This window comes from Acidithiobacillus sp. M4-SHS-6 (assembly GCF_047421495.1).
Lineage (GTDB): Bacteria > Pseudomonadota > Gammaproteobacteria > Acidithiobacillales > Acidithiobacillaceae > Acidithiobacillus.
In genome coordinates, this window is sequence record NZ_CP175559.1 from 1,131,161 (window position 1) to 1,146,386 (window position 15,226).

16 protein-coding genes and 1 pseudogene are annotated in these 15,226 nt (G+C 51.7%); 15 read left to right on the plus strand and 2 right to left on the minus strand.

The window, feature by feature from the left end:
• Nucleotide 1: 1 nt before the first annotated feature.
• From ACJU26_RS05770 to ACJU26_RS05780, 3 genes and pseudogenes are all read left to right on the plus strand, one after another.
• On the plus strand, nt 2-1,498 hold the full coding sequence (locus ACJU26_RS05770) for a TRM11 family SAM-dependent methyltransferase (protein ID WP_414041566.1): 1,497 nt from the start codon (nt 2-4) through the stop codon (nt 1,496-1,498).
• Nucleotides 1,495-2,598, plus strand: coding sequence for a hypothetical protein (locus ACJU26_RS05775; protein ID WP_414041567.1), 1,104 nt, complete (start codon nt 1,495-1,497; stop codon nt 2,596-2,598). The genes ACJU26_RS05770 and ACJU26_RS05775 overlap by 4 nt, the downstream gene beginning before the upstream one ends.
• A gap of 104 nt (nt 2,599-2,702) precedes the next feature.
• Nucleotides 2,703-3,077 (plus strand): annotated as a pseudogene (locus ACJU26_RS05780) (DUF4158 domain-containing protein); the annotation flags it as partial.
• A gap of 197 nt (nt 3,078-3,274) precedes the next feature.
• On the opposite strand, the gene ACJU26_RS05785 reads toward ACJU26_RS05780, so the two are convergent.
• On the minus strand, nt 3,275-3,505 hold the full coding sequence (locus ACJU26_RS05785; RefSeq protein WP_414041568.1) for a hypothetical protein: 231 nt from the start codon (nt 3,503-3,505) through the stop codon (nt 3,275-3,277).
• A gap of 82 nt (nt 3,506-3,587) precedes the next feature.
• A complete protein-coding gene (locus tag ACJU26_RS05790; protein ID WP_414041569.1) occupies nt 3,588-4,949 on the minus strand; it encodes a hypothetical protein in 1,362 nt (453 codons plus the stop codon).
• A gap of 119 nt (nt 4,950-5,068) precedes the next feature.
• Here ACJU26_RS05790 and ACJU26_RS05795 point away from each other — a divergent pair, with 119 nt between their 5' ends.
• From ACJU26_RS05795 to ACJU26_RS05850, 12 genes are all read left to right on the plus strand, one after another.
• On the plus strand, nt 5,069-7,291 hold the full coding sequence (locus ACJU26_RS05795) for a hypothetical protein (RefSeq protein ID WP_414041570.1): 2,223 nt from the start codon (nt 5,069-5,071) through the stop codon (nt 7,289-7,291).
• Between the two features lie 66 nt (nt 7,292-7,357).
• Entirely contained in the window at nt 7,358-7,588 is a 231-nt protein-coding gene (locus ACJU26_RS05800) for a hypothetical protein (RefSeq protein ID WP_414041571.1), read from the plus strand.
• A 256-nt stretch (nt 7,589-7,844) separates the two neighbouring features.
• A complete protein-coding gene (locus ACJU26_RS05805) occupies nt 7,845-9,251 on the plus strand; it encodes a Fic family protein (protein WP_414041572.1) in 1,407 nt (468 codons plus the stop codon).
• On the plus strand, nt 9,248-9,694 hold the full coding sequence (locus ACJU26_RS05810) for a hypothetical protein (RefSeq protein ID WP_414041573.1): 447 nt from the start codon (nt 9,248-9,250) through the stop codon (nt 9,692-9,694). Before ACJU26_RS05805 ends, ACJU26_RS05810 begins: the two co-directional genes overlap by 4 nt.
• A 56-nt stretch (nt 9,695-9,750) precedes the next feature.
• The gene (locus ACJU26_RS05815) at nt 9,751-10,194 is read left to right on the plus strand and encodes a hypothetical protein (RefSeq protein WP_414041574.1); all 444 of its coding nucleotides are present in this window, start codon (nt 9,751-9,753) and stop codon (nt 10,192-10,194) included.
• A 69-nt stretch (nt 10,195-10,263) separates the two neighbouring features.
• A complete protein-coding gene (locus ACJU26_RS05820; RefSeq protein ID WP_414041575.1) occupies nt 10,264-10,503 on the plus strand; it encodes a hypothetical protein in 240 nt (79 codons plus the stop codon).
• A 73-nt stretch (nt 10,504-10,576) separates the two neighbouring features.
• Nucleotides 10,577-10,942 carry a hypothetical protein gene (locus tag ACJU26_RS05825; protein ID WP_414041576.1) on the plus strand — a complete coding sequence of 122 codons (366 nt, stop codon included), beginning with the start codon at nt 10,577-10,579 and terminating at the stop codon, nt 10,940-10,942.
• Nucleotides 10,939-11,634, plus strand: coding sequence for a hypothetical protein (locus tag ACJU26_RS05830; RefSeq protein ID WP_414041577.1), 696 nt, complete (start codon nt 10,939-10,941; stop codon nt 11,632-11,634). The genes ACJU26_RS05825 and ACJU26_RS05830 overlap by 4 nt, the downstream gene beginning before the upstream one ends.
• A gap of 49 nt (nt 11,635-11,683) precedes the next feature.
• Complete coding sequence (locus ACJU26_RS05835) at nt 11,684-12,073, plus strand: hypothetical protein (protein WP_414041578.1); 390 nt, start codon at nt 11,684-11,686, stop codon at nt 12,071-12,073.
• A 320-nt stretch (nt 12,074-12,393) separates the two neighbouring features.
• Complete coding sequence (locus tag ACJU26_RS05840; RefSeq protein ID WP_414041579.1) at nt 12,394-12,978, plus strand: hypothetical protein; 585 nt, start codon at nt 12,394-12,396, stop codon at nt 12,976-12,978.
• Between the two features lie 90 nt (nt 12,979-13,068).
• Entirely contained in the window at nt 13,069-13,473 is a 405-nt protein-coding gene (locus tag ACJU26_RS05845; RefSeq protein ID WP_414041580.1) for a hypothetical protein, read from the plus strand.
• 495 nt (nt 13,474-13,968) lie between these two features.
• Nucleotides 13,969-15,225 carry a hypothetical protein gene (locus ACJU26_RS05850; RefSeq protein ID WP_414041581.1) on the plus strand — a complete coding sequence of 419 codons (1,257 nt, stop codon included), beginning with the start codon at nt 13,969-13,971 and terminating at the stop codon, nt 15,223-15,225.
• The last annotated feature ends 1 nt before the right edge of the window (nt 15,226 follow it).

Below are 15,226 nucleotides of genomic sequence, written 5' to 3' on the forward strand. Positions count from 1 at the left end.
AATGGTCGAACTGATCCGTCACCGATACAAATATTTCCCCTATGAGCTGGAACTCGCGAAGCGCGAGGTGAATACCCTCATGCCTGCAGCTGCGCTCTCGGAGACTTCCAAGGGTTTAAGACTTAGTGGGGACTTTGACGCAGAGACGGCACACAGGCTCGTCTATTTTGCAAGCGTGTGGGATGGCGAGCGCTATGCGCCGACGATGCAGTCCCAGCTTGAGCGTGTGAACGGAAATGGACCTAATCGTCAATCAACACGATATTCAGCGCACGGCCTTCATGAATATAAGGGAAAATTCAATCCACAGATTGCCCGCGCGATCCTTAACATCCTTGATATTCCGGTTGGTTCACGTGTGCTAGACCCCTTCTGTGGGTCGGGCACCTCACTGCTCGAATGCGTTCATCTTGGGATGAATGCTGTCGGCACCGACATCAATCCGCTGGCCGTCTTTATTGCAAATGCCAAGCTTGCAGCGATCAGTATGCCGGCCGCCACTCTACGCGCAGAATTAGCCAAGATTGTTAAGCGCGAGCGCAGGATCAAGGTTCCAAAGGAAGGATGCAACCTGGCAGCACGCGAGGAATATTTGTTGGCCTGGTTTACGCCCGAGATTTTCCAACAAATCGAGCGGTTAAGGTTGGCCATCGAGGAAAGCGAGCCGCAGACGTCAGCACCGCTGTTGGCCATCGCCAGCAATTTGCTGCGTGACTATTCCTTCCAAGACCCCAATGATCTTCGCATCCGGCGGAGGAAATCCCCCCTCCCGGAGAAGCTGTTTATCACTGCCTATGAAGAGGCGGCGGAACAGTTCATCAACAAACTTGAAGACGCGCAACAGATCGTCCGCGCAGCCAAACCGACAAGCCGAGCCATCCTGACTGACAGCCGCGAGATGACGGCGAAAGCTCTTGGTAGCTCCGAGAAATTTGACTGCGCATTGACCAGTCCGCCTTATGCAACGGCGCTGCCCTACATTGATACCCAACGACTGAGCCTTATATGGTTAGATTTGATTCCTCCGTCAGAAATTCCTTCGCTTGAGGCTCGACTTGTCGGAAGCCGAGAAGTACGCGGGCAACAATCAAAGCGTGCACTGCTAGATCAACTGCTCTGCAACGCAGCGGGGCTTCCAGAAGCTCAGGCCGACTATTGCCGCATGCTGCAAGGAGCGCTCTGCGAGGACGATGGTTTTAGGCGCAAAGCTGTTCCACTACTGCTCTATCGGTACTTCGCTGGCATGGCGCAAGTATTCTCTGCGATTGGGCCCTTAATGGGAAAGGGCGCGCCATTTGCTCTGATCGTTGGCGGCAATCACACCGTTCTGGGCGGTAAACGGTTCGACATCAACACGCCTCAACATCTTGCCGAGATTGCCAGCTCATGCGGGTGGACCCACGTTGAAACCGTGCCGCTGCAAACCTACCAGCGTTATGGCTACCACATGGACAACGCCGTTACCGCCGAGGCTATGGTGATTGTGAGATCCAAATGAATGAACTGACCCTGCATCCGAACGTATACGCAACCGGACACAGCAAAGGTCTAGTGAACATCTTGGAAAGAGTTTGGGTACGCGAACACACACCAGGTGACGGGACTATGTTCATCGTCTCAGGGTTTGGTAACTATAACGGCGGTGTACGCTTCTTTGAGACGTTCAAGCAGCACCGCGACCGTGGTGGGAATGTGGTCGCGGTGTTTTCCGGAAGTGCCAACGCCAGGCTGACGAGTAAACAAGTCGTCAAAGAAATGCTGGAATGCGGCGCCGATGTCCACATCATCAACCGCAAGCGCCTTCTTCATGCCAAGTGCTACGGAACCAAGTCCGCCCGAGGGGAATCATTGGTGGTCACGTCGGGCAATTTCACCGGGCCGGGCATGTCACAGAACGTCGAGCTTTCGGTCCTGCTAGAGCCGACGTCTACAGCCGCGATGAATTTCTCTTGGCAATCGATGATGGACAACATGCTGCACCAAAATTGGGCTTTCTATCGCCCAGATCTCGCAGACTTGACGGCCCCAGCATGGCAGCTCCTTTACGATGAACAATCCGCTGATATTGTCCTAGATGATACCGACGAGGTCACGATGATCCTGCGGCTGAGCCACTCAGATACGGCGAGAGTGCAAGCCGCGCCTGGGTCCGTTGCTGGCAAGGGGACGCAGTATTTTTGGCTAAGCAAAGACTGCTATGACTTCTTCCCGCCGCTTACGATCAGAAACGCACGTGGGCATAAGGCCACCTATTCGTGTATGGTGCGGATGAACTACATCGACCTCAACGAAGTTGATGAACAGTGTCGCGTCACCTTTGAAGCCGAAAATAATCTTGATTTCCGACTTGGGACTGGGCCGCTTCGATATTCCAGATTGGCCGGTGCCGGTGATCTGGCTGCAATCTCCAGAATTGGTGAAACCAGTTATGAGTTACGTCTTTATAGACAAGGGTCCGCAGATCACGCGGCCTTGATGCCTGTAGCTATTCACATGATTGGACATCAAGGCAAGCGGTACGGATACATGCCAAACGCGGAATTTGCGGCGTCTGTAGGTCTTCCGATGGTTGGCCGGGCAAGGGCGCGCCGACACTGACGAAGCGCTCTCATCGCGGAAGTTGCACGTCATGGATTGGCTTTGAGGCACGGGATTAATGCGTGAAGAAAATTTGGAGTGATCCGGTATGGAGCAAGGTAATCGAGCATTACACCCAGCGCGAACGAATCGCCGACCTGTTCGGCTACCAATCGTGGGCAGCCGATTTCCTGCCGCAGCTTGTCGCAATGACCGCCCAGACCGTGCGGCGCGATGTGATGCCGGGGTTCATCGCCGCTGAGCTGATCGTCTGGCTCAACGAGCACAAGATCATCCGGCCCGGCTATACCACCCTGCAAGAGCTGGTCAGCGAAGCCCTGTCTGCCGAACGCCGGCGGCTGGGCGGCCTGCTTGCGGAAGTATTGGACGAACCGGCCAAGGCCGCGCTGGCCCAGCTCCTGGTGCGTGATGACACCCTGTCGCAATTGGCGGCGCTCAAGCAGGACGCCAAGGATTTCGGCTGGCGTCAGATGGCCCGCGTCTGTGGTGCCACCCAACAGATCTATGTCACCAGATACAAAATCGTCACAGCTTCCAAAATACCGATTTGCCCAGAAGTTTAACGCCTGACCGCCAACCAGTGTGACATCGGACAAATGGTGACTATTGCTGGCCTGTGCTGCGCGAGATAAAACCAGAATGGTGTCGTCGATCGAAACCGGAATATCTTCCGCGTTCACAACACGATGATCCCGCCGTGAAGATCCTCTTTTTCATCAAAATGGCGCTTACACTGCCGCATATCAATCTCGGTCCATTCGCGGACATTCGTGAGAAAGGCGTTTTTGCGGTGAATGCTGGCTGCACTGGCCCGCCCTTCGAGAATGGTGCGCATATCTGCCTCTCGCGCAGCCGCCTTTTCTTCCATCAAATCTGAAAGATCGCTGATGATGACTTCAAATGCCATGTTTTGTACCTCGCATCGATTCTTTTCCAGTACGGGATCAGCATAGCATCTACCTGGATAGGCAACAAAATTTCTTTCTCGATCAGGATGGTCCGCCACCCCAGGTATAGCGCGGAGGATTCTTCCCGTCAGAGGATGGTTTTTTATGGCTATCGCCAGAGGATGGTTGCTTCTCGACCGGGGGTGGTGGCGCTCCCCATGTCCCGGCAGGTTGCTCTCCCCATCCGGGTGACTTGGGGGACGGATTCGCAGGATTTACCGGCGATGCTTGCGCTGGAGCATGGTTTTCACTTCCCCATCCACCATTGACCACCTTTTTGACGGGCATTTCCGATGGCGGTGTGGCAGTCGGCACATCAAGATTGACGGCTTGCGGAATCAGTTGGGACAGATCGGTCGATGTCCCGTTCTGACGAAACAGATACCACTCATCCATGGCGTTCAGCACCTGCCCGAAACTGCTGCGCAACCAGTTTTCATAGCTGATGCCCGTGGGGTTGCCGCTGGCGTCCACCATGATCGTCTGCAAGGTTTCCCCGAATCGCGCCTGACGATTTTCCGGAAAAAACGGAAACACGTCACTTTGCCGCGCATCTGCCAGCGCAGCCGCAACGGGTTCCGGTTCAGTGCAGTCCTTGCCCTGATTCATGTGCCCGAAGATGGCCACCAGCGCACGACGGGTCAGTATCTGATAAAAACGCTCCATGAACCGATGCTCAAAAGTGGTGTCCGTGACATAGGCCGACGCATCCATGACTTCCCGGAGCTGCGCCGGACGATCCGGCCAGTTGTAGGGCAGGGGATTGTTCGTGCTGGCCCGCATCTGCATCCGGTTGGACAACAGGGTCCGGATCTTCAGGGCAAGGTCGGAATCTCGCGGGGAAAGCTGCAACAATTTGAGCTCATTGTGAAAGTACGGCTTCAAAATCGCCTTGTCCGCAATGTTCCGGCTCATTCCTCCGATGTACTCGATCAAATCCTGATAGGTTTCCTCACTGTTGTCGATCTTCTGCAAATCCTCAATCGCTTCGCGCAAGGCCGGACCAAAACCATCGGTGGGTTCCTTGGTCAAGGCCAGACCGGGAATGTTGATCAAGGCGGTCAACGCCGCCTCTTGATACATCCACATTCTTTTTGCGATCCAGTGCGCGTTTTTCGCGTGCTGATGCGCTTTTTCTTCGTGCTGGAGTGCGTTTTCCGAGTGCTGGAGTGCGTTTTCCGAGTGCTGGAGTGCTTCGCCCCTCAAATTGTAGCGTTCCACCAGATTGTTGTAGTCATCCACCAGATTCTCGAAGCGGGTCAACAAATTCTGATACTGATTGGCCTGATTCTGGAAAGCCTCGTTCACCTGCCGTTGATAAAGCGCGGCCCGGTAGTTCGCCGCCGGATCATAGCGCGGTCTGGCGGCGCGTTTTCCATCTTCGTATCCTGCTTGATATGACATGGCAAGTCCTCACGTTTCTTCGCTCGATTCCTACACCCATCTGCATGGTGCCGTCAACCTTTCCAGTGCAAAACCTTGCGGCACCAAGGGTGCAGAGGATTTTTTGACGAGGTGCCACCATGTATTCTTCCCCTTTCGATACCCAGCGTTTTCCCGATGCGCCCGCCGTGGAGTTGCCTGACACTATTTCTTTGGAAGGGAAAGCCGTACTGCTTCGCTTGCGGACTTCCCAACCTGATCCAGTCATGGAGGGTGTCAGCTCCTCCGAAAGAATCAGTCCACCGGGTATGGCCATGGCACTGGCGCGCGCCATTTTCGATCATGAATCGGCCCGCCTCACCCTGGATCTGCCGGATGACCGGATGGACCTGCCGGTGGCCTTGCACCAGGACGACCCACGCCTGCTGAAACTGCTGGATACGGCACGGCGCATTTACCAGCATGACGGCCCTGAAAGGTGGCCGATGCTTATGGATATGGCGCTGGAAGCCGTGCAGGTCGAAACCGCCCAGGTCATGGCTCTGGACGGCGACGGTCTGCAGGCCCGCGATCTGGATAACCAGAATCTGCCGCTCTACGAAACCATCCATGAGGATATGCTGGATAACCGGCTGGAGACCCGCTATCAGGGCATTCTGAACCAGAACACTCTCAAAGATGCCCCGGGCACGGTATGGAGTCCACCTCCGCCGGGCACCTATAGAGGGGTTCTGCCCGTGCGACCCTCTCCCATGCCGCCTGACGGAGAACTTCCACCGCCGCAGACAAGGCGCGTCGAACCCGTGAACCGGGAACAGCCGAGGCCAGACCTTCAACCACAACCCACGATGGAAAGGAGTACACCCATGCCAGAAAGTGAAACATCGAAAACACCAGAAGCAGAATCTGCAGGTCCGCGAACCACAGAAACCGGCTTGCGCCTACAGGATATTTATCTGCCGGACATCCACCAGAATCCCATGCGCATCGACGCGGCCTTTCAGCAGTCGGAATTCATCCGGGCTTTTTACAATCAGACGGAAGCGATGGATTTCATGGCCTGGATCAATGACCAGAGCGCCCAGCGAGAAGCGCTGGATCAGAATGCCGCCCTGACCCTGGGCCGTTTGCAATATGTGCCAGCGGGCGTACCCGGTGAATACCGGGCCGTTAATGCCGAAACCGGACAGCCCGTGGATCGGCAGATCATCGACCGGCAATCCCTGCATGACCTGCTCCATGTCGGCAAATTGCCGGATGATCTGGCGCAACAATGGCAGGCCCAACCGGAACTGCTGGCTCCCCAGATGCAGGCGCTGGTAACGCAACGGCAACGAGGCACGGATAGCTACCGAAGCGTGGTCCAGCAGATCGGGCGATATGATCCGGATACGGGTCAGTCTGTGCCGGCACCCGCCGTCGAGACCGTTGCACCCGCGCCGGCAATTGATACAGCAACCCCTGCCATGAATGCCGCCCCAGCCGGTATGATGATGACAGCGGCGGAACAACAGGCCGCCGATGCCCGCGCCGCCGCCATGCCCATCCCGAATGCTCCCAATGAAATGGAATATACCGACGAGAATACGGCAAGCAGGGATATGAAAAACAAAAGTGCGCCAGCCAATCAGTGGGAAGGCCGGGAAGCGCAACATGAAGGTCAGGAAGCGCAACAAAAAGGTCAGGAAGCGCAACAAAAAGGTCAGGAGAATCAGCAGAAAGATCAAAAAACCCAACAGGAAAACCAAACGAAACAGGATGGTCAAAACCAGAAGGATCAGCGGCAAGACCAGAATGCGAAGGATGCGCAGAAACCGAGCTTCAGCCTGTTCAGCCGGGTGCATCAACATCATCACTATCAGGCTCCTGCGGAAGGCGCTCCTGCGGAAGGCACTCCTGCAGAGGGCAAATCTCCTGCGGAAGGCACTCCTGCGGAAGGCACCGCTGCAAGCAATTCTCCTGCGAAAAGCTCGTCAAAGGACCCGATTGTACCGCATGTATCCCGTCGGGATACGCTGGATGTGATGAACATGCTGAATGAGGCGCCAGTGACACCCGATGAGATCCAGGTGATGAACAACCGGGTGAAAAAAGAGGGTTTAACCCCGGAAGTGCAGGATGGCATCCAGAGCATCAGCGAGCGCGGTCAGCGCGATGTCAAGAATGGAAAGGTGACGCCGGAACAGATGCAGAAAAACGCCCACGCCCTGAACGAATTGGGATATACCGTCAGCCAGCAGCCTGATTCCGAGGGAAAGCAAAAGATGATGGAACATATCCGGCGTCTAGGCCAGATGTTGGTGGAAGCCATCAAGCGTATTTTCCACCTGGGCAGCAAGGCTTCCGCAGGTCCATCCATGTAGAATGGGACAAACCTGCGATTTTGTGTTATCCTTTTGTTTATGAACAAGGTATTGGAGAGAATCGCCATGCAGACTGTACAGGAAACCGTGTTGAAAATGGCCCACGCGCATGGGGTGGTGGTTCAAAAAACGCCTGTGGATATGCTGGCGGAAACCATTACGGCGCTCGCTGGAGACAGGGTGGAAACCGACGATACCGAACGCTTGATACTGGCGTTGAGACGTGCCCATGTTCTGAATGGTGAATCTGCCATGTTGTTGTTGGGTAAGCATCTGAATGAAAGGCGTCATGTTTGATCCTTTCGGAGATGATGATGGAACATATCCGCAATCTGGGAAAGGCACTGGCAGAAGCCATCAAGCACATAGATAACCAGATCAAAGCCGACAATACCTTGGCTTTTTATAGAAAATCCGATGCAATGTTCTTATAATCAAAAAAATCTTGCAGCGTTAAAGGAAATCTGTGATGAAATCGGTTGGTTATGATTTTTTACGAACAACTTGGCAACTTCGGACATTTCCCGTTGCCATGCCGTCTCGGATAGCATCGGTGAACAAGGTGACCCGTGAAGCGGATCATTTGCGGATTCCCGCCAGTGTCGCGCCTGACAGTCTGGAACCTCTGGATCATATTCTTTTCGCACTCAAACACGAGGGTGTCAATCTGCAAATTCTCGCACAGGCGCTACCCTTGGTCGATGCGAAGTCGCTCCGAAATGCGATCCAGTCCAAGCCAACTAGCAGTTATCTTCGCGTTGCCGCATTTCTATGGGAGCATTTTACTGGTCAGATATTGGAGAATATGCCGTCTGTCCGGGCAACAACGGTTCCGGTTTTCGATAGAAACCGATACGTCACGACCGACACAGGGCCACGCTCCGATCGATGGAAAGTGGAATTCAATGGTCTGGGGACCCTGGATTACTGTGTTACGATAGAGCGCACAGCAGCATTACAGCACTACCTGGACAGCGATATTCTCAGGGAATCCAGAGAGTTCTGGGTAAACACGGATCACGAATTGCTGGACCGGGCAATTGCCTGGGCGTATTTGCACGAAACAACCAGTTCCTTTGCCATCGAGCGGGAAACGTTATCCCATAGCAAGGCGGACAGCTTCATGCAGATACTTCGTCAGGTGTCTGTACCGCGTCGCCTGGATGAAAAGTATCTGGTTGATCTGCAAAACCAAATGGTTAGCAACCCGTTGGATCGGGCGGTGTTTTATCGACACCAGCAAAACTGGCTCACGAATGGCGCTCCCAGGTCTCTGGGTATTACCTATGTCCCTCCACCGCCGGAGATACTGCCTCATTTGATGACGGATCTCCTGAAACTGGACGCCACCTTGCGGGGAAATGCAGATTCCATTCTGTCTGCATCGATTCTGTCATTCGGATTTGTGTTTCTGCACCCCTTCATGGACGGCAATGGTCGCCTCTCTCGATTCTTGTTCCATTGGTCTCTCGCACAATCCGGGGAGCTGCCGGATGGAATGTTGTTGCCAGTGTCCGTAGCCATGAAGCGAAACGAACGCGAGTATCTTGAAGCCTTGCAACATTTCTCGAAACCTGCACGAGAATTCTGGGATATTCAATGGATTGACAGCGATCATTATGATTTGAATTTTGTCGGTTCAGAATCCATGTATCGGTATTGGGATGCAACACCCATGGCGCTTTTTGGGTTTCGTATGGCAGAAGAAGCCTTGCGGTACGATCTCCAGCATGAAATTGACAGGCTTCGCGCTTATGACGCCATCTATCGTCAGATAGATGCCGAATATGATGTACGCAACTCTGACTTGTCCAGTCTGATTCAATCCTGTCTGGACAATCAAGGCAAAATATCCAAAAACCGGAAAAAACAGTTTTCGCTATCTGTGCCAGCGCCGGTTTTCGATGCCATAGAAACCGCATGGGATACATTCAGCGTAAGCAAGGGGGTGAAACTGTGAGTCAATGGCCACAAATCTGTACGCAATGGTGGAAAACCCATCAGGCGCAGGCCGGGGAAGACATGCAGGATATGGGCCTCATCTTGTACGGCGACATTCTGGATTCCCCATTGGATGCACTGCTGGATAGGATCATGCGGGAAATCCCCATGCCGGAATACCCTGTGCCTGCGGAAGATCATGCGGTTGAACCGGACATGGCCGTCAAACGGAAAATCCAGGTGCTTCAGGAATCGGTGGAGTGGCACCGCCTGCTGGTCCGGTTGCCGTTATCCATCAGCCTGCCCCTGATTTCCCTGGTCATGCCGAATCAATGGAATGTGAAAAAACAGTTGCAGGAAGATGAGAACCGCGCCATCAACTGGCTGGTTTCCAATCACATGATGCTGGAGATGTATTTCCGGAAACCACCATCCATCAGTTTTCCGGGAATGCAGGCATAACCAATACAGACTGCGGCACCAATGGTTCAGAACCTTTTGCGTGAAAGGAACAGACCATGCACAACTGGTTAAAACGATGGATGCTTCTTGCGATCATTCTGGCACTGACGGTTAGTCAGGCATGGGCGACAGGGGTATCAAACACTTGCGCTTGTAGTATCCCCCATCGCCATTCGCCCTCAAAAAACCTATTTGCACGGCATATTGCGGAGAACTACCAACAATGGAACGTCTGGGTTTATTTGCATATCACCATAGCGTTGGTTTGTATTTTTGCACCTTTGGCAACCACATGTTGGATAAACAGGCATGTAGCATTTACGAAAGATTCAGACGATACAAAGAAGATTTATTGCGCGCTATCATTTGTAATAGGATTATCGCTAATTTTTGGTCTTGAACTGTTTGCTGCCATTCTTGGACCAATAAGCTATCTGGTCTGTGAAATGTGTATCCTGTTGGCAGGTATCGGTTTAGGTTCAAGATTTGATGCCAGATAATACATGGAAAACATTACATTACTGATTACTCAATCTCAGCGTATCACCCTGCGGCACCAAGGATTCAGGATGCCTAAAACATTGTCTTGCGGCACCAATGGGTTGGTGGTTTTTACACAGAAAGGAGAAGTCATGAACACAAACGCAGTACGTAACGAAAAAATCCATCCGTCCATCATGATAGACGGTATGAACGATACCGAAATATTCATGAAACTGGTGTCAATGGCTAAATCTTATTTCCCTGCTGATGTGCGGGAAAAAATCTTGCCATTTGTCGTACCAGTTCCGGCGAAAGACAATCAGTAACGCATCACCATGCGGCACCAATGGTGCATGGGATGCTGACATCCGGATGATCTCACCATATGACGGAGGATATATGAAGATACTTAATATGTTCGTGACAGCGGAAAAACGCAAAAGAATAAATATTGCTCACCCATCAAACATTCTGATCGTGGCGCAAGGTGGACATGGTGGATACACGTTGCGCGAGAAGCTGAGAAATCTTATACCGAATGCAAAGATACAGGTATTTTCGCGGCATGAATTAAAAAACGTAAATGACCACGATATTTATATTGTGGCCGGATACGGCTATATATTAGGACATGACCTGCCTGTTGGTTCTTTTTTGATATACAATGGCTCGAAAAAGTTTTTATCTGTCGTAAAAGAAACTGGAAACTACAGATTGTGTCAGCGCGCGAGCATACTCAGACTTTTAGGAGATCATGGGACTTGAACACAAACGCCACCAAAAAGGATATGCGCGTCAAACAACGGATACAGGCTCTACTGACTGTCAGCTTGATGTTGGCAAGCCATGCGGCATGGGCCACAAAAATGCCCACGGATGCATCTCCAAAGATTAAAAATGTCGCATGGTTGAACTTCACCCGCAATTATTTGCAGGGAAGCTGGCTGGATGACTGGCATATCGCTTTGGCGATAATCTGTCTGTTGATGCCATTGGTCGTTATGCGCACCTACTTCTCCAAGCATCCCGACATCTCGGCTAACGATAGAAAGATCAGCTACGGATTATCCATGTTCCTGGAGTGTTCATTGATAGCATTGCTGATTGCATCGTCGTTGGGCTTTATACCCATATCCTATGCTTTTGTAGAAGTATTCTGGATATTCATGGCCCGACTATTGAGTGGCATGATAAAATCGGTTAACCCGGTTGAACCGGCATCCGTTGATCCTGAAAAAAACATCACCATGTTTTCCTCAGCATGGTGGGAGGCTGTTTATCGCATGAAAGATAGTGAGAAAAACTTAGTAGTCATTATGGTTAATTTTATATACGCGATAACAATGGGAGTTGCGATATGGATAAGCTTTGCTACAGAAAGTCAGATGCAAGGAATATCATGGGCCATGTTGCCTGTTTACGTTTTTGCTGTGTATGCTATAACCAGGACCAATTAATCTCATGAATAATAAGGGATAGAAAGCTTTTTCCTAGAAGGAGAACACCATGCGCAACACACCGAAAAAGATCGTTCTGGCACTTTCGCTCATGCTATCCAGCGGACTGGCCTGGGCCAGCAAGTTTCCGGTTACGGCTATTACCATGTCGTCTCAGGCTGCAGCGATAACCGTTAGTCCATATCACTTGCCACCCAGTATGCTTTTGCATCACTTGCATCGTGTGCATGGCTCACTACTCATGTTGAGCCTATATATCGCCGCAATGTTTTTTCCTACATGGATATTATGGGTGCCATATTCATTCATATTAAAGAAGCTCAACAAAAAATGTCAACAATCTCACGCTGATGAATCCGTATGGTATGATTTTATCCTTATCAACATACCGGCTATCATCGGCTCGATGATACTTGTATGCTTCAATATTCTTAGCTGATTTAAGGGAAAACGATTATAGCGTATACTCTAATTGTAGTTTTATAAAACGTCATTCAAATGCTTCCAAAATTCCAGATTGCCAATCGCTCATTCCTGTTCCTGCCATATTTGAATCTAACACAAGCGGCACCTTCGGCACTGCGTTCTCCATGAAGATCAACATCACCGTGACGCCAGTACGCACCCCTGCGGCGACAAAGGGTCAGGACGCTCCAAACCTTGCGGCACCAAGGGAGGGAAAGCCCTGCCGCAAGCCGGACAAGTTCTGAAGACCTGCGGCACCAAGGGTTTGAGGCTATTTTTTTGAGGAAGTTTTCCATGAAGAAACATCGAATCACTCTGGGGATGTTGTTGGTTTTGGGCAGTATGAGCGCGGGTACGGCCTGGGCGGGGCCCGCTACCACCAATAGTAGCTGCACCAGTTCCTGTCCATCCACCTGTGAAGCGCAACAGCACTTCGGCAATCTGGCGAAGGAAAGTCTGGCCCTGTCGCAGCCGCCCAATCCACAAACCAGTTTCAATCAAGGCTGTCTGAGCGGTCTGCAAGGTTTCAATATCAGCAGCGATTTCAATTTCAGCAGTCTGGACAGCATGTTCAACAGTCTTGCGAAAAAAATGATGGATCAAGCCTGCTCGACGCTCACCAGCACCATGAACAACGAAATCAGCCAGGGCAACAACATCCTGAATTTTGCACTGGACCCCGCGCAACTGGAACAGAATGCGCTGAACAGCGCCAGTTCGACGGTACTGAATGCGGAGCAGGGCGCCTTGAACACGGCCAGCGGAACCGTCAGCAATGCGACGGGCACCTATGCTTCGGATGCAGGAAGCGCCGAAACGACCGTCAACAACGCGCCCAGCACCGCATTATCGGGCAGTTGGGTCAACAATCTGTACTAGTTGTACCAAAAACACCGTCCCGAAAACACTTCGCACAAAAACCTTGCGGCACCAAGGGGTAGAGCGCTTTTTTCATCGAAGGAGAGAGCAATGCGCAACACACCGAAAAAGATTGTTCTGGCACTTTCGCTCTTGCTGTCCAGCGGACTGGCCTGGGCCGGGCCAGTGGATTCAAAAATAAATTATGTAAAATTATCCAGTGTTAATTTTACCAACAATTATTTAGAAGGAAACATACTTGATTATTTACATATCGCTTTAACCATTGTTTGCTTGCTTACGCCAATAATAGTTATACATCATAATGCAAGAAAACTGTATAACGCTGAGGAAAGAGGGGTATATTACGGACTTTCAATCATAGTCAGTCTTAGCATGGCTCTTGTTGTTGCACTCACAGCATCATGCTCAACACCATTATGGTTTGTATTTGTGGAAATATTTTGGATATTTGTTGGCTTGAAGGTTGCTTTTGTTTTTTCGCCTAATGTATGATGCATTATTTTAATGTATCAAAAAGAAAATAACGGATATTTCAAGTAGAAAAAATATGATGGTTATTATAATCGCATAGGAAGAACTGTTATTAAAAATTTTATGGTTAACTGGGGTTACATAAAGCAAAAACACTGCTGAAAAAAATAATAGTAGCAATAAAATAATCATAAAAATAAATACAAGTAGATTACTGTAATGGTATTCTCTAACTAATATAGCAACAGCATTAAGAACAACAACTCCGGTAGACCAGTTAAACACTTTCCAGGCAATCTGTTCCCATCGTTGTAAATCTTTCTTCATCTTTTCCCCTTGGTTGTCCAGACAAAACCCAATGTACCAGACCCCATCCTGCGGGCACCACCATTTTTCTCATGCTGTACGCCTTAGTCCCGCTCAAGACGCGCCAGCCCTGCGGCACCAAATGTTCAACCGCCCCAAAACCTTGCGGCACCAAGGGGTAGAGCGCTTTTTTCATCGAAGGAGAGGGCAATGCGCAACACACCGAAAAAGATCGTTCTGGCACTTTCGCTCATGCTGACCAGCGGGTTGGCATGGGCCGGCGAATCACCGCCGACAACGCCATCCGCCATCACGATCGGAACCAATGTGGTGCCCGTGACAGGCATGTGCGGGGGTGGTTTTTCGCAGGGGCAGGTGGCCACGCCGGGGGATGTCAACACCGCGCAAGACAATATCGTCGATGCCATCAACAACATCTATTTCAATGACTGGCAGCCCCTGTACATGAATGAACAATCAAAAGACCGGGTGGCCAACAAGACTTTCATGCAGGCGCTCATGATGCACATGAACGCCATGGCCAAGGCGCAACAGGAAGCCCGCGCCCGGCTGTTCGAGACCCAGAACGCCCAAATGCCGCCCTCGATGCCCTGTGCCGGCAAAACCTGCACCGGACAGACCACGCTGTCCCAGGCCGTGGCCGGAGGGGCGGGAGCGTTAGGGATGAATAACCACATCAGCGGTTATATACCGATCAACCATAGCGCCGACAATAATCTCGTCTCCAAGGTCAGCGCCCGGCAACCGCTCAAAACCTACGCGACCCAATGTACGGAGTTCGCATCGGCCAGGGAAATTGCCGAAGGCATATGTCCCGATCCGGTCAGCGCCAAGCCCAATCTCGACATTCTGGGCAGCACCCTGCTGGATATGCCCCCCACAGGACATGACGAAACCCACAAAACGCTGGACGATCAGGCGCTTCACCAGTTGGTGGACAATCTCGTACAGGCACCCCCTGTCGGCAAGCGTCACAAGGATTATTACAAGACCCTGGCCGGACAAGCCGAAGAAGGCAAGATGTTCTCGACGCGGGCGCGGATTTCGTTGTCGCGCACCGTACTGGCGCAAATCGCCGCCATGGACACCCAGAATCCCGGCTTCGGAACGGATTTTGCCAAGTCGCTCAACAAAAAGCTGATCGTCCCGACCCCTCTGGCGGCCAATGCTTCGCTCATGCAGGCGCTGGCCTGGGAAGATCAGGCCACCTACGGCAATCGCAAGTGGTATCAGATGATCGCCAAGATGAGCAAGGCGGCACTCGCCAAGGAACGGGTGATCCTGCAGGCGCAGCAATTGCAGTACCAGTACATCGCCTTTCGTCAGCGTACCAACATCGAGGCACTGCTGGCGACACTGCTGGCGGAAAAAACCGACGCGATTCAAAAGCAGGTCAATCGGGACATCATCCAGAATGTTTCCAGCGGACCGGCTGCAAAACAGTAGG